This window comes from Halomonas piscis (genome assembly GCF_031886125.1).
In the GTDB taxonomy this organism is placed as follows: Bacteria; Pseudomonadota; Gammaproteobacteria; order Pseudomonadales; family Halomonadaceae; genus Vreelandella; species Vreelandella piscis.
On sequence record NZ_CP119391.1, the window covers coordinates 2,534,007 to 2,554,649 of the forward strand.

The 20,643-nt window shown below is 65.7% G+C and carries 19 protein-coding genes and 1 pseudogene; 9 read left to right on the forward strand and 11 right to left on the reverse strand.

The features are described 5' to 3' along the window. Nucleotides 1–2 precede the first annotated feature (2 nt). A complete protein-coding gene (hemN, locus tag P1P91_RS11870; RefSeq protein WP_311882866.1) occupies nucleotides 3–1,388 on the reverse strand; it encodes an oxygen-independent coproporphyrinogen III oxidase in 1,386 nt (461 codons plus the stop codon). A gap of 414 nt (nucleotides 1,389–1,802) precedes the next feature. Here hemN and P1P91_RS15135 point away from each other — a divergent pair. From P1P91_RS15135 to P1P91_RS11905, 7 genes and pseudogenes are all read left to right on the forward strand, one after another. After that, nucleotides 1,803–1,987 (forward strand): annotated as a pseudogene (locus tag P1P91_RS15135) (c-type cytochrome). 50 nt (nucleotides 1,988–2,037) lie between these two features. Beyond that, a complete protein-coding gene (gene nosR / locus P1P91_RS11880) occupies nucleotides 2,038–4,173 on the forward strand; it encodes a transcriptional regulator NosR (RefSeq protein WP_311882867.1) in 2,136 nt (711 codons plus the stop codon). Between the two features lie 3 nt (nucleotides 4,174–4,176). Next, complete coding sequence (nosZ, locus tag P1P91_RS11885; protein WP_311882868.1) at nucleotides 4,177–6,051, forward strand: TAT-dependent nitrous-oxide reductase; 1,875 nt, start codon at nucleotides 4,177–4,179, stop codon at nucleotides 6,049–6,051. Nucleotides 6,052–6,056: 5 nt separating this feature from the next. Continuing rightward, nucleotides 6,057–7,400: a nitrous oxide reductase family maturation protein NosD gene (locus P1P91_RS11890; protein WP_311882869.1), complete on the forward strand. Its 1,344-nt coding sequence runs from the start codon at nucleotides 6,057–6,059 to the stop codon at nucleotides 7,398–7,400. After that, nucleotides 7,397–8,311, forward strand: a complete 915-nt coding sequence (locus tag P1P91_RS11895) for an ABC transporter ATP-binding protein (RefSeq protein WP_311882871.1) — start codon at nucleotides 7,397–7,399, stop codon at nucleotides 8,309–8,311. Before P1P91_RS11890 ends, P1P91_RS11895 begins: the two co-directional genes overlap by 4 nt. Continuing rightward, entirely contained in the window at nucleotides 8,308–9,132 is an 825-nt protein-coding gene (locus P1P91_RS11900) for an ABC transporter permease subunit (protein ID WP_311882872.1), read from the forward strand. Before P1P91_RS11895 ends, P1P91_RS11900 begins: the two co-directional genes overlap by 4 nt. A 27-nt stretch (nucleotides 9,133–9,159) precedes the next feature. Beyond that, nucleotides 9,160–9,684 (forward strand): nitrous oxide reductase accessory protein NosL, encoded by a 525-nt coding sequence (locus tag P1P91_RS11905; RefSeq protein ID WP_311882874.1) that lies wholly within the window; start codon nucleotides 9,160–9,162, stop codon nucleotides 9,682–9,684. Nucleotides 9,685–10,237: 553 nt separating this feature from the next. On the opposite strand, the gene P1P91_RS11910 is transcribed toward P1P91_RS11905, so the two are convergent. The 9 genes from P1P91_RS11910 to P1P91_RS11950 all read right to left on the reverse strand — a co-directional run bounded on the left by P1P91_RS11910 (nucleotide 10,238) and on the right by P1P91_RS11950 (nucleotide 18,231). Next, nucleotides 10,238–10,633 carry a ribonucleotide reductase subunit alpha gene (locus tag P1P91_RS11910; RefSeq protein ID WP_311882876.1) on the reverse strand — a complete coding sequence of 132 codons (396 nt, stop codon included), beginning with the start codon at nucleotides 10,631–10,633 and terminating at the stop codon, nucleotides 10,238–10,240. Between the two features lie 86 nt (nucleotides 10,634–10,719). Next, entirely contained in the window at nucleotides 10,720–12,279 is a 1,560-nt protein-coding gene (locus P1P91_RS11915) for a cytochrome D1 domain-containing protein (protein WP_311882877.1), read from the reverse strand. After that, nucleotides 12,276–13,127, reverse strand: coding sequence for a uroporphyrinogen-III C-methyltransferase (gene cobA / locus P1P91_RS11920; RefSeq protein ID WP_311882878.1), 852 nt, complete (start codon nucleotides 13,125–13,127; stop codon nucleotides 12,276–12,278). Before cobA ends, P1P91_RS11915 begins: the two co-directional genes overlap by 4 nt. 27 nt (nucleotides 13,128–13,154) lie before the next feature. Beyond that, on the reverse strand, nucleotides 13,155–14,357 hold the full coding sequence (nirJ, locus tag P1P91_RS11925; RefSeq protein ID WP_311882880.1) for a heme d1 biosynthesis radical SAM protein NirJ: 1,203 nt from the start codon (nucleotides 14,355–14,357) through the stop codon (nucleotides 13,155–13,157). Between the two features lie 14 nt (nucleotides 14,358–14,371). Next, nucleotides 14,372–14,917 (reverse strand): siroheme decarboxylase subunit beta, encoded by a 546-nt coding sequence (gene ahbB / locus P1P91_RS11930; protein WP_311882882.1) that lies wholly within the window; start codon nucleotides 14,915–14,917, stop codon nucleotides 14,372–14,374. Then, on the reverse strand, nucleotides 14,892–15,377 hold the full coding sequence (locus P1P91_RS11935) for an Lrp/AsnC family transcriptional regulator (RefSeq protein ID WP_311882883.1): 486 nt from the start codon (nucleotides 15,375–15,377) through the stop codon (nucleotides 14,892–14,894). Before P1P91_RS11935 ends, ahbB (P1P91_RS11930) begins: the two co-directional genes overlap by 26 nt. Next, entirely contained in the window at nucleotides 15,374–15,865 is a 492-nt protein-coding gene (gene ahbB, locus P1P91_RS11940) for a siroheme decarboxylase subunit beta (RefSeq protein WP_311882885.1), read from the reverse strand. Before ahbB (P1P91_RS11940) ends, P1P91_RS11935 begins: the two co-directional genes overlap by 4 nt. Then, a complete protein-coding gene (locus P1P91_RS11945) occupies nucleotides 15,862–16,413 on the reverse strand; it encodes an Lrp/AsnC family transcriptional regulator (RefSeq protein ID WP_311882887.1) in 552 nt (183 codons plus the stop codon). The genes ahbB (P1P91_RS11940) and P1P91_RS11945 overlap by 4 nt, the downstream gene beginning before the upstream one ends. A 93-nt stretch (nucleotides 16,414–16,506) precedes the next feature. After that, complete coding sequence (locus P1P91_RS11950) at nucleotides 16,507–18,231, reverse strand: cytochrome D1 domain-containing protein (RefSeq protein WP_311882890.1); 1,725 nt, start codon at nucleotides 18,229–18,231, stop codon at nucleotides 16,507–16,509. A 403-nt stretch (nucleotides 18,232–18,634) separates the two neighbouring features. On the opposite strand from P1P91_RS11950, the gene P1P91_RS11955 reads away from it, so the two are divergent. Next, complete coding sequence (locus tag P1P91_RS11955) at nucleotides 18,635–19,018, forward strand: c-type cytochrome (RefSeq protein ID WP_311882892.1); 384 nt, start codon at nucleotides 18,635–18,637, stop codon at nucleotides 19,016–19,018. Nucleotides 19,019–19,021: 3 nt separating this feature from the next. Continuing rightward, nucleotides 19,022–20,290, forward strand: a complete 1,269-nt coding sequence (locus tag P1P91_RS11960; protein WP_311882894.1) for a cytochrome D1 domain-containing protein — start codon at nucleotides 19,022–19,024, stop codon at nucleotides 20,288–20,290. Between the two features lie 6 nt (nucleotides 20,291–20,296). On the opposite strand, the gene P1P91_RS11965 is transcribed toward P1P91_RS11960, so the two are convergent. Continuing rightward, nucleotides 20,297–20,548: a YkoF family thiamine/hydroxymethylpyrimidine-binding protein gene (locus P1P91_RS11965; protein WP_311882895.1), complete on the reverse strand. Its 252-nt coding sequence runs from the start codon at nucleotides 20,546–20,548 to the stop codon at nucleotides 20,297–20,299. Nucleotides 20,549–20,643 lie beyond the last annotated feature (95 nt).

Consider the following 20,643-nt stretch of genomic DNA (forward strand, 5'->3'; position numbering starts at 1 on the left):
CTTTACACCGTGCGCGAATAGCGCGCCTCGGCGGGATTCAGGTAGGCATCGAAGGCCATGGCGAGGTTGCGCATCATCAGCTGCCCGGCGGGCAGTACGTCAAGCCGGCGCTCGCCGACCTCGACCAAGCCGTCGGCCTGCATCTCCTCGAGCGATGCCAGGGCATCGGCAAAGTAGCGCGTGAAATCGATCCCGTGGGCGGCGCTCACGGCGTCAAAGTCGAGCTCGCCGTGGCACATCAGGGTGCTGATCACGTCCCGGCGCAGGCGGTCGTCGTCGCTTAGCCGATAGCCGCGCATCACCGGCAGCCGGCCGCTTTCCAGCCGGTGCTGGTACTGGGCGGTTTCCTTGACGTTCTGGCTGTAGGTGTCGTCCACCTTGCCGATGGCGGTGACTCCCAGGCCGATCAGGTCGCAGTCGGCGTGGGTGGAGTAGCCCTGGAAGTTGCGCTGCAGGGTACCGTTGTCCCGGGCCAGCGCCAGCTCGTCGTCGGGCAGGGCGAAGTGATCCATGCCGATATAGACATAGCCCGCCGCGATCAGCCGCTGGATGATCAGCTCAAGAAGCTCGAGCTTGCGCTCCGGCGGCGGCATGTCCTCGTCGCGGATCAGCCGCTGAGCCTTGAACAGCGACGGCAGGTGGGCGTAGCTGTAGGTGGCGATGCGATCGGGCCTGAGCGCGATGATCTTCTCGAGGGTGGCGTCGAAGCTGGCCACGGTCTGCAACGGCAGACCGTAGATCAGATCCACGCTGATCGACGCGTATCCGGCATCGCGGGCGGCCTGCATCAGCCCCACCACCTGCTCTTCGCTCTGCACCCGGTTCACGGCCTTTTGCACGTCCGGGTCGAAGTCCTGCACGCCGAAGCTCAGGCGGTTGAACCCCAGGGCGCGCAGCTCGTGAATCTGCTCGGCGGTGACGGTGCGCGGATCGACCTCCAGGGAAAACTCGCGCTCTTCGGGCGCGGCGAAGTGGAAGGCGTCGTCCAGCACGGCCATCAGCTCGGCGAGCTGGTCGTTGCTTAGATACGTCGGCGTGCCGCCGCCCAGGTGCAGCTGGGTCATGCGCCGGCTGTCGTCAAACAGCTCGCCCTGCAGGCGGATCTCATCCTTGAGCCACTCGAGGTACTCCGCCGCCCGCTCGCGGTTGTGGGTAATGATCTTGTTGCACGCGCAGTAGTAGCAAAGGCTTTCGCAGAACGGGATATGCACGTAGGCCGACAGCGGCTTGGGGTTGTCGGCGGCGTTGCTGCGCGCCGCGGCGGCGCGGTAGTCGTCCTCGGCAAAGGCCGCATGAAACTGCGGTGCGGTGGGATAGGAGGTATAGCGCGGCCCCGGGCGGTCGTACTTTTCCACCAGTGCGCGATCAAACAACAGCTCGTCCTGCATAGCATCAAGGCCCTTTTCGTCTTTGCGCTCTCGAATCTGTGCCGCCCAACATAGCGCCTCTGCGAAAGCGAGGCTACCCGTTCGGGCGCCCGGCGTTATGCGACCGAATGCCACGCGGCCAGGGGGCTACCTCCTTGGGAGCAACGGCCGTATTTTAAGGGAGTAGCCGGCGAAAAAAGTGACCCACGTCAACGTCTCTTCTGCCCGGGCGTTCTAATCTAGAGCCACGCATTCGGGCAGCCCCCGACCCGGCTACCGCGATACCAGTATTTTTCTCCCCAAAAAGATGCATAAGGAATACCCGTTATGAAACTGCTCACCGCAACGCTGCTTCCCCTGGCCTTTGTCCTCACCGCCACCGCCGCCCAGGCCGACGGCGAAGCCACCTATAACCAGGCCTGCATGGCCTGCCACATGACCGGGGCCGCCGGCGCGGCGATGCCGACGCCTGGGCGCCGCGTCAGGAAAAAGGCATCGACACCCTGTACGACCACGCCATCAACGGCTTTCAGGCCATGCCGCCCAAAGGCGGCCAGGTCAGCCTGAGCGACGACGAGGTCAAGGCCGCCGTGGACTACATGCTCGAACCCACGCTGTAACCCCAGGCTGCCACTTGCCGTATCCAGGCTCTCTACCCGAGGAGGATCTCATGCACCGCCCCGCCTGCCGGCTACGCGCCCTTTGCGCCTGGCTCATCGCCGCCGGCCTGCTGCTCATTGCGACGGCAAGCCAGGCCGTCGAACTATCCGACATCAAGGCGGGGTTTCCCTCGGCCAACCGGCTGGAGCCGGCCGACTCCCAGTGGCCGGTCAGCCGCGTGATGCAGGACGACACCCTGCTCGGCTACGCCTTCGAGACCGTCGACGTAGCCCCTATTCCCGCCTACTCGGGCAAGCCCATCAACCTGCTGGTGGGCATCGACACCGAGGGGCAAATCACCCAGACCGATGTCCTTGGCCACGATGAGCCGATCATGCTGGTGGGTATCCCCGAGTCGAAGCTGGAAAACTTTGCCGACAAGCACATCGGCGCCCATGTCAACGACCATCTCAAGGTCGGCGGCGAGCTGGACGCCGTCTCCGGCGCCACGGTCACGGTGATCGTCGCCGGCGACACCATCATGCGCGCCGCCCGCCTGGTGGCCGCCGACCAGGGGCTGATTGCCGACCCCGCGGCCATGCCGCCGGCAAAGGTGCTTGACGACGTATATGACTCGGCCGACTGGCAAACCCTGGTCGGGGACGGCACGATTCGCCGCCTTCACCTGACCCACGGCGAGGTCGACGAGGCCTTTGTCGGCACTCCGGCGGAAGACTACATGCACACGCCGCAGCCCGCCGACAAAACCTTCATCGAGCTTTTTTATACCTACCTGAACGCGCCCATGGCCGGACGCAACCTGCTCGGCGACAGCGGCTACGAATCGCTGATGGCCGAACTTGAGCCCGGCGAACACGCCGTGGCGCTGATGGGCCGCGGCGACTACTCGTTCAAGGGATCGGGCTACGTGCGCGGCGGCATTTTTGACCGCGTCGAGCTCGCCCAGCACGGCAGCTCCATCAGCTTTCACGACAGCGATCACATCCGCCTGGGCGATCTCGCCATCGACGGCGCTCCGGCCTTCAGCGAACGCGATATCTTCATCGTCCGCGAAGACGCCGCCTTTGACCCCGGCGCCCCCTGGCAGCTCTCGCTGCTGGTGCGCCGCGCCTCCGGCCCGCTGGATACCGAGTTTGTCCGCTTCAACGCCGACTACTCGATCCCCGAGGCCTATGTCGAGCGCCCCGAGCCGCCGAAGGAAGAAGCCATCTGGGTGCAGGTCTGGCGCGACAAGGCGTTCCAGATCGGCGTGCTGGGCGCCGGGCTTGTGGTGCTCACCGGCATCATGCTGTTCCAGGACGTGCTCGCGCGCCACCCGCGTATCCTCAACCCGCTGCGGCTGGGGTTCAAGTTCTACACGCTGCTGTTCATCGGCTGGTACGCGCTGGCCCAGCTGTCGGTGGTCAACATCCTCACCTTTACCCATGCCCTGATCACCGACTTCAGCTGGGGCTCGTTTCTCATCGACCCGATGATGTTCATTCTCTGGTCGTTCGTGGCGGTCACTCTGCTGCTCTGGGGCCGGGGCGTGTTCTGCGGCTGGCTGTGCCCCTTCGGCGCGCTGCAGGACCTGGTCAACCAGGCCGCGCGCAAGCTCAAGGTCAAGCAGATCGAAGTCCCCTTCGGCCTGCACGAGCGCCTCTGGGCCATCAAATATCTGATTCTGCTGGTGCTGTTTGCGGTATCGCTGCATTCGCTGGGCGCCGCCGAGCGCTACGCCGAGGTCGAACCGTTCAAGACGGCCATCACTCTGCGCTTCCAGCGCGACTGGGCCTTTGTCGCCTACGCCATCGGGCTGATAGCGGTCTCCGCCTTCAACCACAAGTTCTACTGCCGCTACGTGTGCCCGCTGGGCGCGGGGCTTGCTATCCCGGCCCGGCTGCGCCTGTTCGACTGGCTCAAGCGCCACCGCGGCAGCTGCGGCACCCCCTGCCAGATCTGCGCCCACGAGTGCGAGGTCGGCGCCATCCATCCGGACGGGCACATCAATGCCAACGAGTGCCACTACTGCCTCGACTGCCAAATTCTCTATCACGACGAGCATCGCTGCCCCCCTATGGTGAAGCGGCGCAAGCGTCGGGAAAAGGCGGCGCGCATGGCCGAAGACCGGCCCGCCGTTGCCACCCACGATCCCAAGGTCGGAAAAAGCAAACTGGAGCGTATTCCCGCCCTGCAACAGGAGTAAGACATGAGCGAGAAGAAACAAGACGTGCAAAACCTGGGCCGCCGCCACTTTCTGCGCAACAGCGCGGTGACCGGTGTGGCCGGCGCGGGCCTTGCCAGCGGCTTTGGCACCGGCGCGCTGATGACCAGCCGCCAGTCCAGAGCGGCGGAAAACGGTATCGAAGTGGCTCCCGGCGAGCTGGACGAATACTACGGCTTCTGGAGCGGCGGCCAGTCCGGCGAAGTGCGCGTGCTCGGCATTCCCTCGATGCGCGAACTGATGCGGATCCCGGTGTTCAACATGGACGGCGCCACCGGCTGGGGCTTTACCAACGAGTCGAAGCGCGTGCTGGGCGAGTCGGCGCGGTTTTTCAACGGCGACGCCCACCACCCGCACATTTCCATGACCGACGGCAGCTACGACGGCAAGTACCTGTTCATCAACGACAAGGCCAATACCCGGGTGGCGCGGATTCGTCTGGACATCATGAAGACGGACAAGATCACCACCGTGCCCAACGTCCAGGCGATTCACGGCCTGCGCCTGCAGAAGGTGCCGCACACCAAGTACGTGTTCGCCAACGCCGAGTTTTTCATTCCTCACCCCAACGACGGGGAAAACATGGAGGACACCGAAAACCACTACACCATGTTCAACGGCATCGATGCCGAAACCATGGAGATGGCCTGGCAGGTCATCGTCGACGGCAACCTGGACAACACCGACGCCGACTATACCGGCCGCTTCTTCGCTTCCACCTGCTACAACTCGGAGAAAGGCCTGACCCTGACGGATACCATGCGCGTTGAGCGCGACTGGGTGGTGGTGTTTGACGTCCACGCCATCGAGGCCGCGGTGAAAGCCGGGGAGTACGAAACCCTGGGCGACTCCGACGTGCCGGTGGTCGACGGCCGCCACGGCTCCAGGCTGACCCGCTATATTCCCGTGCCCAAGAACCCCCACGGGCTCAACACTTCGCCGGACGGCAAGTACTTCATCGCCAACGGCAAGCTCTCGCCCACCTGCTCGATCATCGCCATCGACAAGCTGGCAGACGTCTTCGATGACGCCATCGAGCCCCGGGACGCCGTGGTCGGCGAGCCCGAGCTGGGCCTGGGGCCGCTGCACACCACCTTTGACGGCCGCGGCAACGCCTATACCACGCTGTTCATCGACAGCCAGATCGCCAAGTGGAACATCGAAGACGCCATCCGCGCCTACCAGGGCGACGAGGTCAACTACCTGCGCCAGAAGCTCGACGTGCACTACCAGCCCGGGCACAACCACGCCAGCCTCACCGAAACCAAGGACGCCGACGGCAAGTGGCTGGTGGTGCTGTCCAAGTTCTCCAAGGACCGCTTCCTGCCGGTGGGCCCGCTGCACCCGGAAAACGACCAGCTGATCGACATTTCCGGCGAGGAAATGAAGCTGGTCCACGACGGCCCGGCCTTCGCCGAACCCCACGACTGTATCCTGCTGCGCGCCGACCAGCTCAACCCCAGCCGCACCTGGACACGGGACGACCCCTTCTTTGCCGCCACGCGGAAAATGGCCGAGGATGACGGCATCAACCTGGAAGGCGACAACAAGGTCGTGCGCGACGGCAACCAGGTGCGCGTCTACATGACGTCGGTGGCGCCGCAGTTCGGCATGACCGAGTTCAAGGTCAAGCAGGGCGACGAAGTCACGGTGACCATCACCAACCTGGACCAGGTCGAGGACCTGACCCACGGCTTCTGCATGGTCAACCACGGCGTTGCCATGGAGATCAGCCCGCAGCAGACCTCGAGCATCACCTTCACCGCGGACAAGCCCGGGGTGCACTGGTACTACTGCAACTGGTTCTGCCACGCCATGCATATGGAAATGTTTGGCCGCATGCTGGTAGAAAAGGCCTGATATCGATGATACGACGCGCTTTCGTGGTGAATATCCGCAGCGTCGCTATTGGGCTGATTGCCGCCTGGCTGGGGCTTTTGACAAGCCTCTGGCCGGGCGGCGCCCCGCTCGCTGCCGAATGGACGGCGACGCCGGGTGATTCCCTTCAGCCGCTGGTGGCAAACGCCGCCGGCGGCGACCGTATTCTATTGCCCGAAGGCCGCTATGCCGGGCCTTTGGTGATTGACAAAACGCTTGCGCTGCGCGCTGAAAACGGCGCGGTGGTCGACGGCGGCGGCGCCGGCAACGCCGTGGTCGTCGAAGCCCCCGACGTCGTGATCGACGGCGTCAACGTGGAAAACTGGGGCGCCGACCTTACCGCCATGGACGCGGGGATTTTCATCGCCCGCGAGGCCACCGGCAGCGTGGTGAAAAACGCCCGGCTTGAAGGGCCGGGCTTCGGCATCTGGCTGGACGGCGTCCACGACGCGGTGATCGAAGACAACGTCATCCGCGGCGACGCCGAACGGCGCTCCCAGGACCGCGGCAACGGCGTTCACCTGTTCAACGTGGAAAACGTCCGGGTTGAAGGCAACGACATCGCCCGCACCCGGGACGGTATCTACATCGACAACAGCAGCCGGAGCTTTCTTGCCCGCAACAGGCTTCATGACCTGCGCTACGGCGTGCACTACATGTACGCCCACGACAACCGCCTGGAAAACAACAGCACCACCGGCACGCGCACCGGCTACGCGCTGATGCAGTCCAAACGGCTGACGGTGATCAACAACCATTCCGAAGGCGACCTCAACTACGGGATCCTGATGAATAACATCACCAACTCGACGCTGCGTGGCAACCGAGTCAGCGACATCCACCAGCGGCGCGACGCTTCGGGCCAGGCACTGGTCAGCGGCGCCGCGGGCAAGGCGCTGTTTGTCTACAACTCGCAGTACAACCTCTTCGAGAACAACCGCTTCGCCAACAGCGGTATCGGTATCCACCTCACCGCCGGCTCCGAGGACAACGAGGTCACCGGCAACGCCTTCATCGACAATCGCCAGCAGGTCAAGTACGTGGCCACCCGGTCCCAGGAGTGGCAGGGCAACTACTGGAGCAACTACCTGGGCTGGGACCTGGACGACGACGGCGTGGGCGACACGGTCTTCGAGCCCAACGACGCCATGGACCGGCTGCTGTGGCGCTACCCCGCAGCCAGAATCCTGATGGACAGCCCGGCGGTGCTCGCCCTGCGCTGGGTGCAGCGCCAGTTTCCGGTGTTTCGCCCCCAGGGCGTGCGCGACAGCGCGCCGCTCATGGACGAGCCCGAGGCCCTCACCGCCCATGCCGAGGAGGCCAGCCCATGACAGGAGTCATCGACTTTCACGAGGTAACCCATCGTCACGGCGCGCTGACTCGGCTGGACTCCCTGAGCTTCAGCGCCAGCCAGGGCGAAGTGCTGGCGCTTCTGGGCCACAACGGCGCGGGCAAGACCACTACCATGCACCTGATACTCGGGCTGCTGACGCCGACGTCCGGACGGGTCAGCGTGCTCGGCGGGACGCCGGACAGCCGCCACGCCGCCGCGCTGCGCCAGCGCCTGGGCTACCTGCCGGAAAACGTCAGCTTCTACGAGGCGCTTACCGGCGTTGAGGTACTGACCTATTTTGCCCGGCTCAAGCGCGCCGACCGCGGCCAGGTGACGCCGCTGCTGGAAAAGGTCGGCCTGGGTCACGCCGCCCACCGCCGGGTCAAAACCTACTCCAAGGGCATGCGCCAGCGCCTGGGCCTGGCCCAGGCGCTGCTGGGCGAGCCTGGCCTGCTGCTGCTGGACGAGCCCACCACCGGCCTTGACCCGGCGGCCACCCGGGATTTCTACGTCACCCTTGACGAGCTGCGCGGCCGCGGCGGCACCGTGGTGCTGTCCTCGCACATCCTGCCGGGGGTGGAGCCCTATATCGACCGCGCGCTGATCCTCGGCAACGGCAGGCGGCTGGCGCTGGGAAACATGGAGACGCTGCGCCGGGAGGCGGCGCTGCCGCTGGTCATCCGGGTGCGTGGCCGCCTTGCCGACAGCGACTGGCAGGCGCTGAGCAACCAGCCGGGGCACACGCTGCTGGCCCGGGACGACGCCGGTGCCACGCTCGCGGTGCCCGAAGCGGCCAAGCTCGACACCCTGCGCCGGCTCACCGGCACGGCGGGCGTCATCGACCTCGGCGTGGAGCCGCCGACCCTTGAGCACCTGTATCAGCATTTTTCCCGGGGAGCCCATCAATGAACGCCATCATGATTATCGCCGGCAAGGAGTTCCGCGACGGCCTGCGCAACCGCTGGGTGCTTTCCATTACTCTGGTGCTTGCCGTGCTCGCCGTGGGCATCGCCTGGGCAGGCGCGGCGGCCAGCGGCGGGCTCGGGTTTACCTCGCTTGCCAGCACTCTGGTCAGCCTGACCACGCTGGCGGTATTTCTCATCCCGCTGATCGCCCTGCTGCTGGCCTTTGATGCCGTGGTCGGCGAGCGCGAAGCCGGCACCCTGCTGCTGCTGCTCACCTACCCCATCAGCCGCTCGGCGCTGCTGCTGGGCAAGTTCTGCGGCCACGGGCTGATTCTCGGCGCGGCGACGACGCTGGGCTTTGGTATCGCCGGCATCACCATCGCGCTGGGCGCCGACGGCGTGGCGCTGGGGGAGCTGGCCCGGGGCATGGGGCTATTGATTGTCAGCACCGTGCTGCTGGGCTGGATATTTATCGCCTTCGCCTATCTGATCAGCGTGGGCGCGGCGGAGAAGCAGCGCGCTGCGGGCATGGCGCTGGGGGTGTGGTTTTTCTTCGTGCTGGTGTTTGATCTCGCGCTACTGGCGCTGCTGGTCAGCGTCAAGCAGGGCGGCGACTGGCTGGCCTGGCTTTTGCTCCTGAACCCCACCGAATGCTTCAGGCTTTTGAATCTGGCGGGCTTTGCCGCCGCGCGCGAACACGCCGGCGTGACCGCCATTGCCGCCCCCGGCGCGTTTCATCCCGCCACCCTGGTGGCGCTACTGCTGGGCTGGGCGGCCCTGCCGCTGGGGCTGGCGCTGTGGCGCTTCCACCGCCGCGCCGCCTAAGCTTTATTATTCCTGGGGGAGATGCCCATGCAACGTCTGTCACGCTACCTCGTTCTAGCCGGGCTTTTGGCCGCCGCCCTGGTGCTTGGCGGCTGCGGAGACTCTGCACCGAAGCCGCTCGCCGAGGCCGACCCCATCGCCTCGGGAGACAGCTGCCACGTCTGCGGCATGACCATCACCAACCACCCTGGCCCCAAGGGTGAGGCCTTCATGGGCCGCAATGAGGCCCCGCTCAAGTTCTGCTCCACCGCCGAGCTCTTCACCTTTTTGCGCCAGCCGGAGAACGAGGCGCAGCTGTCCCACGCCTACGTCCACGACATGGGCGCCACCGGCTGGGAAAGCCCCGATGACGACGCCTTCATCCGCGCCGACGAGGCCGTCTACGTCGTCGGCCACGATCGCCGCGGCAGCATGGGCCATACCCTTGCGCCCTTTGCCGACAACAGCGCCGCCGAGGCCTTTATCGAAGACCACGGCGGCCAAATCGTTGCCTTTGACGACATTACCCTTGAGCGATTGGCCAACCTCGGCACAAGCGGTATGAAGCATTGACATGGCAAGGCTTTGTAAGAGACCTGCCGGAGTTCCGGTGGGGATGCCGTCGCGCAGCAGAGCTGCCCTCCTACAATAGATCCGGGGCAACTCGCAGGAGGCCGGCTATGCCGGGCGATGCAGGCCGTAGGCCTGCCGAGGATTGTGCCAATGCCACCCACCCCAGGCGCCTGGCGGCGCCGTCGCGCAATAAATTGCCCTCCTACAGCGGCCTGACGCACAAGGGGCTTGTAGGAGGCCGGCTGAGCCGGGCGATGCAGGCAGCAGGCCTGCCGAGGATCGTGCCAATGCCACCCACCCCAGGCGCCTGGCGGCGCCGTCGCGCAATAAATTGCCCTCCTACAGCGGCCTGACGCACAAGGGGCTTGTAGGAGGCCGGCTGTGCCGGGCGATGCAGGCCGTAGGCCTGCCGAGGATTGTGCCAATGCCACCTACCCCAGGCGCCTGGCGGCGCCGTCGCGCAATAAATTGCCCTCCTACAGCGGCCTGACGCACAAGGGGCTTGTAGGAGGCCGGCTATGCCGGGCGATGCAGGCCGCAGGCCTGCCCGAACCTAGCCGTTCAGGCTCAGCGCCTCACCGTTTTTGTCGAAGGCGATAAAGGAGCCGACGTTGCCCGTCTGCAGCGACTCGGTCATTTTGGTCAGCTGAAGCTGAATCTCGTCGTCGTCCCCGGGGTCGTCCATGGCGGCGACAAAGAACAGGTCCCACTCGGCGCCGATCTGCTGCGCCTCTTTCACCAGCGCGCCCATGTCTTCAAGTTCGTCTGGGGTCTTGTCGGCGCAGACCGTGGGCGCCAGCACGCCGCCCTCGCCTTCGTCAAAGCGGCGACGCTGCTCGTCGTCGGGATAGTCCGGCAGCTCCGCCCTGGCAAACACCAGCAGCAGCCGCTGGGGACGATGCTGGCTACGCGCCTCGCTGAGAAGGTCGTTAAAGTGGGAGATGGCCATAGCGAGAACCTCTTGTGGATAGATGGCGGTCCGGCCAGTATAAACCGCCAAAGCGAGCCGGGCCTACCGCCCGTCCAGCCATACCGTCAGTGGCTGGTGCCTTCTTCGTAGCGCGTCTTGTTCCACACATTGTACTTGCCCGAGGGCTTGCTCATGGGAATGCGCCGAAGCTCCTCCAGGCTGTCGCCGTCGTAGACGATCACCGCGCCGTCGTCCTCCCAGATGCTCAGCAAAAGCTTCTTGCCGTCGCGGTCAAACTCCACGTGGGCCGCGGTCTTGCCCGGCTCCGGCGTAAGCGTTTCGACGATCTCAAGGCTCTGCTTGTCGATGACGTGCACCCGATCGCGGTTGGGGCCAAAGAACACGTCCACCCAAGCGTAGGGCGAATTTTCGTGGCTGCGCATGAAAAAGCCCGGGCCGTCGGTTTCCAGGGTCTTGATCCGCTCCCAGCTTTCCATGTCGATGATCGACACCTCGGCCCGGCTCAGATGCGGCAGCGCCATCACCCGCCGGCCGCCCTGCTTCCAGGTAATACCCGACCCCAGGTGCGGCATGCCTTCCAGCGGCAAGTCGGCCACCTTTTCCCCGCTGTCCAGATTGACCACCATGCCGCCCTGCCCGCCCCGGGAGGCGCCGATGACGTGCTCATAGCCCGGGTCGAAAAAGAAGTCGTCGAGGTAGTCCGGCACCGCGATGCGGCGCACCTTGAAGCTCTCCCGCGACGGATCCCGGCTCGGCGCCAGCGGGGTTTTCATGTGGCCGGTGGATACCACCGGCTCGGTGGGCAGCGGCCAGGGGATTTCCCAGACCTCTTTTATATCCTTGAGCGCGGCGATAAAGCTCCCTCGGGGCGGGGCGGCGTATACCGCGCTGACCCGTGAGCTTTCGCCCGCCGCGTTTTCCACCGGGTAGACCTTCATCAGGTCGAGATTATGGGCGTCGAACAGCGCCAGGCTGTGGGGCAGATAGTTGGCTGCCATGACGTAGCGGCCGTCGGCGGAGACGGCGATGTTGCGCATGTTGATGCCCGCACGCACCTCGGCCACCACCTCAAGGTTGTAGAGGTCGTACTTGGTGATCCAGCCGTCCCGGGAGCCGAAGAACACGTAGCGCCCGTCCGGGGTGTACTTGGGCCCGCCGTGGAGCGCGTAGCGGGTTTCGAAGCGGTGGATGCGCTCGAAGCTGTCGCCGTCGAGCAGGCTGGCGTGGTGGTCGCCGGTTTCCACCACGATAAAGAGATTGAGCGGGTCGGCGTCAAAAAGCGGCGTGTCGGGCAGGCTGCCGTCGGGATGAAATACCCGGTGGCTCTCGCCAATCTCCGCCTCGCCCCAGCGCGGCTCGGTCTCCGGCGGGCGATAGAGCCACCGGGCAAGCGCCTCGATATCCCCTTCGTCGAGCGTTTCGCCGAAGGCGGGCATCTGGCTTGCCGGGCGGCTGTTGGCGATGACGTCTACCGCGGCATCGGGCTTGAGCCGGGACAGATTCCCCGGCAATAGCGCCGGGCCAATGCCGCCAAGCCTGGCCTCGCCGTGGCAGCTGGCGCAGTGAGTCTGATAGAGCTCGGCGGTGTCGTCTGCGCCCAGCGCCAACGCTGGGCTAGCGGCCATCAGCACCAGCGGGGCAAGCGCGTGGCAGAGTCGTTTCATAGCGCGACTTTCTCCCGGTAGGCAGATGCCAGCGCGGGGAGTGCGGCGGGAACGGGCGCCTCGACCTGGGCCGGCATCAGCGTATTGGCCAGGGCCACGACTTCGCCCACCACCATCATGGTGGGCGGGGTCAGCCGCTCGCGCTCGATGACGCGCGTCATCTCGCCAAGGCAGGTGATGACTCGGCGCTGCGCGGGCGTGGTGCCGCGTTCCACCAGCGCCACCGGGTGGGAGGCCGAAAGCCCGGCGGCCATGAGCTCGCGGCTGATCAGCGCGGCGTTGGACAGCCCCATGTAAAACACCGAGGTGTGGCGCGGGGTCGCCAGCGCCTGCCAGTCCAGCGCCAGCTCGCCGTCGCTTTTGCAGTGGCCGGTAACGAAGGTCACGCTCTGGGCGTAGTCGCGGTGGGTGAGCGGAAAACCGGCGTAGGCCGCGCATCCCTGGGCCGAGGTGATCCCCGGCACGGCGTGAAAGCCGATGCCGTTTGCCACCAGCGTTTCGGCCTCCTCGCCGCCGCGGCCGAAAATGTAAGGGTCGCCGCCCTTGAGCCTCACCACGCGCCGGTTTTCCCGGGCAAGGCGCACCAGCAGGGCGTTGGTCTCGTCCTGGCTCAGGGCGTGGCAGCGCGAGGCCTTGCCCACGTAAAAGCGCTCCACGTTGGCACCGGCCAGCGCCAGCACTTCGGCGGACACCAAGCGGTCGAACACCAGGCAGTCGGCCTGCTCGATCAGCGCCAGCGCCTTGAGCGTCAACAGCCCCGGGTCCCCCGGGCCGGCGCCGACGATGGCCACTTCGCCGGGGGCAAGCGCTGCCCCGGCCACGTCATACACAACGCGATGTAGCGACATGACATCACTCCTTGAACGCCAGCGGCGCTAAAAGATTTCCACGGCCTGGATCGGGGCAAAGGGCGCGTGAAGCTTCCGGTCCGGCGCCTCTGCCAGGCCGATTTCGGCGTTGGTGAGATAGCAGCCGGGATCCTCTTCCCAGGGGTCGCCGGTGACCTTCCATGCCCGCACCCGGGTATTGCCGTTGCAGATGGGCAGATACTGGCATTCGCCGCAGCGCCCCTTGACCGGGCGCGGCCGCTGGCGAAAACCAAGCATCAGCGGATCCCGAGTGTCGCGCCAGATCTCGGAGAACGGACGGTCGCGCACGTTGCCCAGGTGGTGATCCCACCAGAAAGTGTCCGGGTGGACGTTGCCGAGGTTGTCGATGTTGGCGATGTGTTCGCCGGAGGCGTTGCCGCCCCAGTTGGTCAACCGCTCGGTCAGCGCCGGCACCTGGTCGGGAAAGTGCTCCCGGGCCCACATGAGCAGAAACGGGCCGTCGGCGTCGTTGTTGCCGGTAACGTATTCGCGCACCACGCCGCGGGCAAGCTCGTCGCGGCAGTGATCGAACAGCTGGGTCATCGCCGCCCGGGTCATTTCGTGCCAGGCGTCGTTCTTGCTGTGGCGCCGGCCGCGCCCGCCGTAGTTGAGGTGGGAAAGATAGAACTTGTCGACGTCGTGGTAGTCGATCAGCTCGAGGATATCGCCCAGCTGGTCGGCATTTTCCCGGGTCAGGGTAAAGCGCAGCCCCACCTTGATGCCGCGCTCCTTGCACAGCTTGACCGCGTGCATGGACTCGCGAAACGCCCCCTTTCGCTGGCGAATCGCGTCGTGGGTGGCTTCCAGACCGTCGATGCTGATGCCCACGTAGTCATAGCCCACCTCGGCAATCTCGTCGATGTTGTCTTCGGTAATCAGCGTGCCGTTGGTGGAAAGCCCCGTGTAGATGCCAAGCTCGCGCGCCCGGCGGGAAAGTTCGAAAATATCCGGGCGCATCAGGGGCTCGCCGCCGGAGAGAATCAGCGCCGGGACGTGAAACGCCTTGAGATCGTCGAGCACCGCGTGCGCCTCGGCGGTATCGAGCTCCCCGGCGAAGTCGATATCCGCCGAGGTGGTGTAGCAGTGCTTGCAGGTCAGGTTGCAGCGGCGAATCAGGTTCCAGATCACCACCGGCCCCTTGGGCTTGCGCACCGGCGGCACCGGAGCCGGCGCCATCAGCGACTGGATATAGCGTGTTACACGAAACATGGCGTCTCCCCCGCTTATGATTTGCCCGCGCCCGCCAGGCGCAGGCCGGTCTTTTTCAGAATTCGCGAGCTGTACAGAATGCGATAGCCGCGGCAGGCGCTGCCCAGCCGCAGGCGCAGGGCCTCGGCCTGGTGCTCCACCTCGTCACGGGTCTTGCCGTGGAGCATGGCAAAGAGGTTGTACGGCCAGTGCGGCAGATGCCGCGGCCGGCGGTAGCAGTGGCTGACGCCCTCTACGCCGGCGACTTCCCGGCCCAGGCGGTCGATGTCGTCGTCGTCCACGTCCCATACGCTCATGCCGTTGGCCACGTAGCCCAGCCGGTAGTGGTTGGGCACCGCGGCCACCCGGCGGATCACTCCGGCCCTGTGCATGGCCTGCATGCGGGAAAGCACCTCGGCGCCGCTCAGGCCCACCTGCTCGCCCACGGCGCGCCAGGGGTCGGGGTAAAGCGGCAGCCCCGCCTGGGTGGCCAGCACAATGGCGCGGTCCACGGCGTCCGGGGCAAAGGCCGGCATGGCCGCTACGCTGTCCGGCTCAGACCGGCAGATGGAGTCGCACATGAAACTCCTCCTCCTTGGGCATGTTGTAGACGGCAAGGCCCGTGGCGGCTTCGATCTCGGCGATCACCTCGGCAATGCGTTTGGGCGTCTCGGTGGCGAGCACAAACCACATGTTCAGCGCGTGCTCCCGGCGATAGTTGTGGGCCACCTCGGGGAAGGCGTTGACCGCCCGGGTCACGCGCTCGTAGTCGTCCTCGGGCACCCGGAGCGCGGCGAGGGTCAGCCCGCCGCCCAGCCGCTCGGCGTGATACATGGGGCCGAAGCGGCTGAGCACGCCGCTATCGCGCAGCTGTTCCAGCCGATACAGAAGCCGACCTTCGCCAATGCCAAGCTCCTCGGCGACTCGGGCAAAGGGCCGCTCGGCCAGCGGCAGGCCGTCCTGCAGACGGTTGATGATCGCGCGGTCGGTGGCGTCAAGCGCCACCGGCGCCTGACTGGCAGCGGTTCTGGCGGCGGTCATGTGGTTTCCTCCCGGGTGTAGCGGGCGCCATGCTGGCGGTAGGCGTGTTGGCTGAACAGCACCTGATGGGCGGTATTCGCCAGCGCCTGACGCTCGATGATGGCGCGAAGCTCGGCCAGCACGCGCTCCCGGCGCACGCCGTGAATCATGCAAAACAGGTTGTAGGGCCAGTCCGGCAGGCGGCGCGGGCGGCGGTAGCAAAGCGTTACCGCGGGCTCGGCGGCAAGAGCCCGGCCCACCTCGCTCACGCGCTTGTCGGCAATGTCCCACACCACCATGGCGTTGGCCGCCATGCCCAGCCGGCGGTGGCGCACCACCAGGCCCATGCGCTTGATCAGCCCGTCGTCCTGCCAGCGCCGGGCGCAGGCCAGCGCCTCGTCTTCGCTCATGCCCGCCTGAGCGGCGAGCGTCTGCCAGGGGCGCGGCGTCAGCGGCAGGCCTTTCTCCAGCAGGCCGCGCAGCCGCCGCTCGGCGTCAGTCCGGCTCATGCGCCCTCCGCGACGGCGTGACGGTCAAGCTCATCCCAGGGCAGCGGAAAGGCCAGGTCGATATGAAAGCTTTCCAGCATGGGCAGGCGCAAAACCGCGCGCCCGAGACGCTGCTCGAGCGCCTCGAGGCGGGCCTCGAGCTCGGCCTCGTCGGGCGCGGTCATCACGAACCAGAGATTGAACCCCCGGGCGGCGTCGCGCAGATAGTTGTGGTTGACGCCGGGCGCGCGGTTGATCTTCGCGGCCACGGCGTCGCGTTCGTCGTCATTGGCGGCCACCGCCGCGAGCAGGCTGGCGCCGGCTCGGGCGTGGTCGAATACCGGCCCCGCCCGGCTGATCACGCCCAGGGCGTGCAGCCGCGCAAGGCGGTTTAGAATCTCGTCTTCCGTGGTGTGCAGGCGCTCGGCTAGCGCACGGTAAGGCTCGGCTACCACGGGCAGGCCGCGCTGATAGGTATCCAGCAGGCGGCGATCCAGGGCGTCGAGCTCGCCCGGATCAAGCTTGCCCGGACCGGGACGGCGCCTCTGAGCGTGCATTTGATTCGGCATGAGCTCTCTCCCTCTCTTGCTTCATCCGGCGTCTGCCGGAGAGCCGGCCAGCAGTAAGCCCGCCGGCCGGTGTTACGGTCTTTGACTTGCGAGCTAGTAGATGTCTTTTTGGGTGTTCACCACGTTGAACTTGCCGGTCGGCGTGACGATTCGCTCGTCCTTGATGACCTTCTTGAGTTCGCGGGTGGTATCGTCAACCACTACCAGCGCGGACTGCTGGTCCATGGTGTTCCACACCGAGAACCAGACTTCGTCGCCGGCCTGGTTGTACTCCGGCTGCACCACGCGCTTGGGCCCCTCTCCCACGTCGGCCCATTCGGCGATGGGCAGCACCTCGAAACCGTCCTCCAGGTTGTTGATATCAAATACCGCCACGCTCTGGCTGACGTCGGTATCGGGGTTCAGCGCCGTATCCACGTAGAGGTTGTCGGATTCCGGATGGGTCTTGACGAACAGCGAGCCGCCGCCCTGACCGTCCAGGCTGCGCACCACCTTCCAGGCGTTGTCCGGATGCCCCTCGGGGTCGGTGCCGATGAGCTGGATGCTGGCGTCGCCCAGGTGGCTGGTGGCCCAGACCGGCCCGAACTCGGGGTCGACGAAGTTGGCGCCGCGGCCCGGGTGGGGCGTCTTGCCCACGTCGACGATGGTCTCGAGCTCGCGATCCTTGGCGTCGATCACCACGATCTGGTTGGACTCGTTGGCCGCGGTCAGGAAATAGCGCCCGGACGCGTCCCAGCCGCCGTCGTGCAGAAAGCGCGAGGTATCGATCTCCACGGTGGACATGGCGTCCATGTCCTCGTAGTTGACCAGGCGCACCTTGCCGGTCTCCTTGATGTTGACGATGAACTCGGGGTGCTGGTGCGAGCCCACGATCGCCGCCACCCGCGGTTCCGGATGGTACTCCTGGGTATCCACCGTCATGCCCCGGGTGCTGACGATCTTCTTCGGCTCGAGCGTCTGGCCGTCCATGATCACGTACTGCGGCGGCCAGTAGGCGCCGGCAATGGCCAGGTCATCCTCGTACCCTTCGAACTTGGAGGTTTCCACCGAGCGCGCCTCCATGCCGATCTTGATGGTGGCCACGACGCTCGGGTCTTCCATCCACAGGTCAATCATGTCGACCTTGGCATCCCGTCCGATGACGAAGATGTAGCGCCCGGACGCCGACATGCGCGAAATATGCACGGCGTAACCGGTGTCGAGCACCTTGGCAATTTCCTTGGTCTCGCCGTCGATCAGCGCAATCTGGCCGGCGTCGCGCAGGGTCACCGAGAACAGGTTCTCGATGTCCCAGTCGTTCATCTTCTCGGTGGGCCGGTCTTCGGGCGCCACCAGCACTTCCCAGGTATCGCGCATCTCGGGCATGCCGAACTCCGGCGGCACCGGCGGCTCGTGCATCACGTACTTGGCCATGAGCTCGACTTCATCCGCGGTGAAATCGCCCGACGTGCCCCAGTTGGGCATGCCGGCGGGCGAGCCGTAGTTGATGAAGGTCTTGAGGTACTCGATCCCGCGCTCCTGGGTAATATCGGTGGTCAGCGGCTTGCCCGTGGCCCCCTTGCGCAGCACGCCGTGGCAGCCGGCGCAGCGCTGAAAGTAGATCTCCTTGGCCTTTTCGAACTCGGCTTCGGTCAGATCCGGCGCGCCCGGCGTTTTCACCACCTTCGCCGAATCCGCGTCTACCGCCGACTCGCCCCCTTTATACGCCGCCTCAGACTCGTCAATGTCCTTGTGCTGGGCGTTGGCGGCTCCCATTCCCAGCGCCAGTGCGGCAATGGCCACGGCCAGCGGCGTCCGGTATCCCTTTTTGATCGTCATCGTTTTACCTCTGTGTCATGAGACTGACTGCGTCAGCAAACTGCGCGGTTTTCGTCAGGTTCCGATGCTTGTTGTTTTCTGGGTTCAGTGTGGCGCACAAAGGTGCCTTTCTCATGCCTGTTCGCGCGGTTTTCGCGCTTATCCGCCGTCTTTTTGACGTGCGTCAACAACTCGGCGCGCATCGCCGAGGAAACGTTGCAGGGCCGATCAGGCTGTGAAGTTCGTGAGGCGCGAAACGCTATGCAACGGGGCGCAATAAAGACCTTGTCTGTGAAAACCGGGGGCAGCGGCGCTTTCTTGACGTGCATCAAGGCAGGGCCGGCGTTAGCCGGCAAGACTATAAAGAAGCATTGGGGATAGGCGTTCAATGCCGCTCGGAACCCACTGGCATTCAGGAGACACCATGGCTGTTCGTCACTGCGCGCAAAAGGCGCGTTACGCCGCGGGCGCAGGGCTCGCCGCCTGCCTGCTGGCAGCAGTTCTCGCGGGCAGCGCGGCCGCCGACGACGGGCTTTCCGCCGCGCGCCAGGACGAGCTCGACACCCTGCTCTATCAGGACTGCGGCTCCTGTCACGGCATGACCCTGCGCGGCGGTCTGGGGCCGGCCCTGGCGCCTGCGCGCATGCAGGCCTACGGCGAAGAGGCGCTGGCCGCGCTGATTCTCGAAGGCGTCCCCGGCACCGCCATGCCCGCCTGGAAGTCGCTGCTCACCGAGCAGGAGGCACGCTGGCTGGCCGATCAGCTGATCCATCACAACCCCTTGTCTACCCGCGCGCCACAGGAGTAAGCCATGACGCTCAAGCTTGACCGTATTTTCTACCCCCGGCCCCGGCGTCTCCAGGCGGTGGTCGCCGCCTCGTCCCTTGCCCTGCTGGCCGCCCAGCCCCCGGCGACGGCTGCCGCCGACGAGCTGCGCGGCACCGGGGATCTGGGGGTGGTCATCGAGCGCGCCTCCGGCCGGGTGGCCGTGGTGGACACCAGCGCCCGGGAAGTGCTCGAGCGGATCGAGGGCCTGGGCGATCTCTCCCACGCCTCGGTGAAGTTCGCCCGGGACGGACGCTTTGCGTTCATTTTCGGTCGCGACGGCGGGCTCAGCCGAGTGGACCTGCTGAGCGGCGAGATTACCCACCGCATCATTCAATCGGGCAACAGCATCGGCGGGGCGATTTCCCAGGACGGCTCGCTGGTCGCCGTGGCCAACTATGAACCCGGCGGCGTGCGGGTGTTCGACAGCCAAACCCTGGAACCGGTGGCCGAATTTCCCGCCCTGTACGAAGACAAGAACGGCGAGGAGCAGCGCTCCCGGGTGGTGGGGCTGGTGGACGCGCCGGGCAATCGCTTTGTCTACAGCCTGTTTGACGCCGGCGAAATCCGCGTGGCGGACATGAACCGGGAGCCCGGCGCCGCGCCGCCAGAGAACGGCAAGGCGGCGTTTGACGTCACCCGCTTTACCGACATCGGCAAAAAGCCCTACGACGCGCTGATCGGCCCGGACGGGCGCTACTATATCGCCGGGCTGTTCGGCGAGGACGGGCTGGCCATGCTGGATTTATGGCACCCCGAAGACGGCGTGAAGCGGATTCTGCCGGACTACGGGCGCGGGGAAGCGCGGCTGCCGGTGTACAAGATGCCGCATCTGGAAGGCTGGACCATGGCCGGCCGCCAGGCGTTCTTCCCCGCCGTGGGCCGCCACGAGGTGCTGGTCGCCGACACCGCCGACTGGTCGCTTGCCGATCGCATTGCCGTCCACGGCCAGCCCATCTTTGTCATGAGCCGGCCGGACAAGCGCCAGCTGTGGGTCAACTTTGCCCACCCGGACAACGACGTGGTGCAGGTGATCGACACCGAAAAACGCGAGGTGGTCGCCACGCTGTCCCCGGGCGAGGCGGTGCTGCACATGGAGTTTTCGCCCAAGGGCGAGCAGGTTTGGGTATCGGCCAGGGACAGCAACCGGGTGACGGTCTACGACACCCGCACCCTCGAGGAAATCGCCCGGCTGGAAAGCGAATCGCCCAGCGGGATATTTTTCACCCACCGGGCGCATCGTATCGGGCTTTAGGTGGGATCAGTCGCGCGGGCGGCGGTCGCCTTCGAGAAAGTTGGCGGTAAAGACGGCCTTGCCGTAGGTTTCAAACGACCATTTCATCACCGCGGAAAGCGCGTCCATTACCGCGTCGAACTCGCCAAACACCTGGGTGCCCAGGCGGTCGGGATAAACTTCGAGACCGCTGGCTTCCAGGCGCTGGACCACTTCTCTCACCGGCTGCTTGTAATCGTCTTTCAGCGGATAGTAGCTAAGCTTCACGGATAGATACATGATACCTCCATGAGGATCAGAGGGTGACCTGTGGGACACCCCACGCTAACACAGAAGACGCGCCGGCGGGCCACCGCCTCAAGACAGCGACCGCC

What these genes read in the sequence shown, in the direction of transcription:
- ahbB (WP_311882882.1), bottom strand. Translation starts at nt 14,917, where the DNA reads ATGTGCGACTCCATCTGCCGGTCTGAGCCGGACAGCGTAGCGGCCATG.
- cobA (WP_311882878.1), bottom strand. Translation starts at nt 13,127, where the DNA reads ATGTCGCTACATCGCGTTGTGTATGACGTGGCCGGGGCAGCGCTTGCC.
- nirJ (WP_311882880.1), bottom strand. Translation starts at nt 14,357, where the DNA reads ATGTTTCGTGTAACACGCTATATCCAGTCGCTGATGGCGCCGGCTCCG.
- nosZ (WP_311882868.1), top strand. Translation starts at nt 4,177, where the DNA reads ATGAGCGAGAAGAAACAAGACGTGCAAAACCTGGGCCGCCGCCACTTT.
- P1P91_RS11935 (WP_311882883.1), bottom strand. Translation starts at nt 15,377, where the DNA reads ATGACCGCCGCCAGAACCGCTGCCAGTCAGGCGCCGGTGGCGCTTGAC.
- P1P91_RS11905 (WP_311882874.1), top strand. Translation starts at nt 9,160, where the DNA reads ATGCAACGTCTGTCACGCTACCTCGTTCTAGCCGGGCTTTTGGCCGCC.
- P1P91_RS11945 (WP_311882887.1), bottom strand. Translation starts at nt 16,413, where the DNA reads ATGCCGAATCAAATGCACGCTCAGAGGCGCCGTCCCGGTCCGGGCAAG.
- P1P91_RS11890 (WP_311882869.1), top strand. Translation starts at nt 6,057, where the DNA reads ATGATACGACGCGCTTTCGTGGTGAATATCCGCAGCGTCGCTATTGGG.
- P1P91_RS11965 (WP_311882895.1), bottom strand. Translation starts at nt 20,548, where the DNA reads ATGTATCTATCCGTGAAGCTTAGCTACTATCCGCTGAAAGACGATTAC.
- P1P91_RS11950 (WP_311882890.1), bottom strand. Translation starts at nt 18,231, where the DNA reads ATGACGATCAAAAAGGGATACCGGACGCCGCTGGCCGTGGCCATTGCC.
- nosR (WP_311882867.1), top strand. Translation starts at nt 2,038, where the DNA reads ATGCACCGCCCCGCCTGCCGGCTACGCGCCCTTTGCGCCTGGCTCATC.
- P1P91_RS11895 (WP_311882871.1), top strand. Translation starts at nt 7,397, where the DNA reads ATGACAGGAGTCATCGACTTTCACGAGGTAACCCATCGTCACGGCGCG.
- hemN (WP_311882866.1), bottom strand. Translation starts at nt 1,388, where the DNA reads ATGCAGGACGAGCTGTTGTTTGATCGCGCACTGGTGGAAAAGTACGAC.
- P1P91_RS11910 (WP_311882876.1), bottom strand. Translation starts at nt 10,633, where the DNA reads ATGGCCATCTCCCACTTTAACGACCTTCTCAGCGAGGCGCGTAGCCAG.
- P1P91_RS11915 (WP_311882877.1), bottom strand. Translation starts at nt 12,279, where the DNA reads ATGAAACGACTCTGCCACGCGCTTGCCCCGCTGGTGCTGATGGCCGCT.
- ahbB (WP_311882885.1), bottom strand. Translation starts at nt 15,865, where the DNA reads ATGAGCCGGACTGACGCCGAGCGGCGGCTGCGCGGCCTGCTGGAGAAA.
- P1P91_RS11955 (WP_311882892.1), top strand. Translation starts at nt 18,635, where the DNA reads ATGGCTGTTCGTCACTGCGCGCAAAAGGCGCGTTACGCCGCGGGCGCA.
- P1P91_RS11960 (WP_311882894.1), top strand. Translation starts at nt 19,022, where the DNA reads ATGACGCTCAAGCTTGACCGTATTTTCTACCCCCGGCCCCGGCGTCTC.
- P1P91_RS11900 (WP_311882872.1), top strand. Translation starts at nt 8,308, where the DNA reads ATGAACGCCATCATGATTATCGCCGGCAAGGAGTTCCGCGACGGCCTG.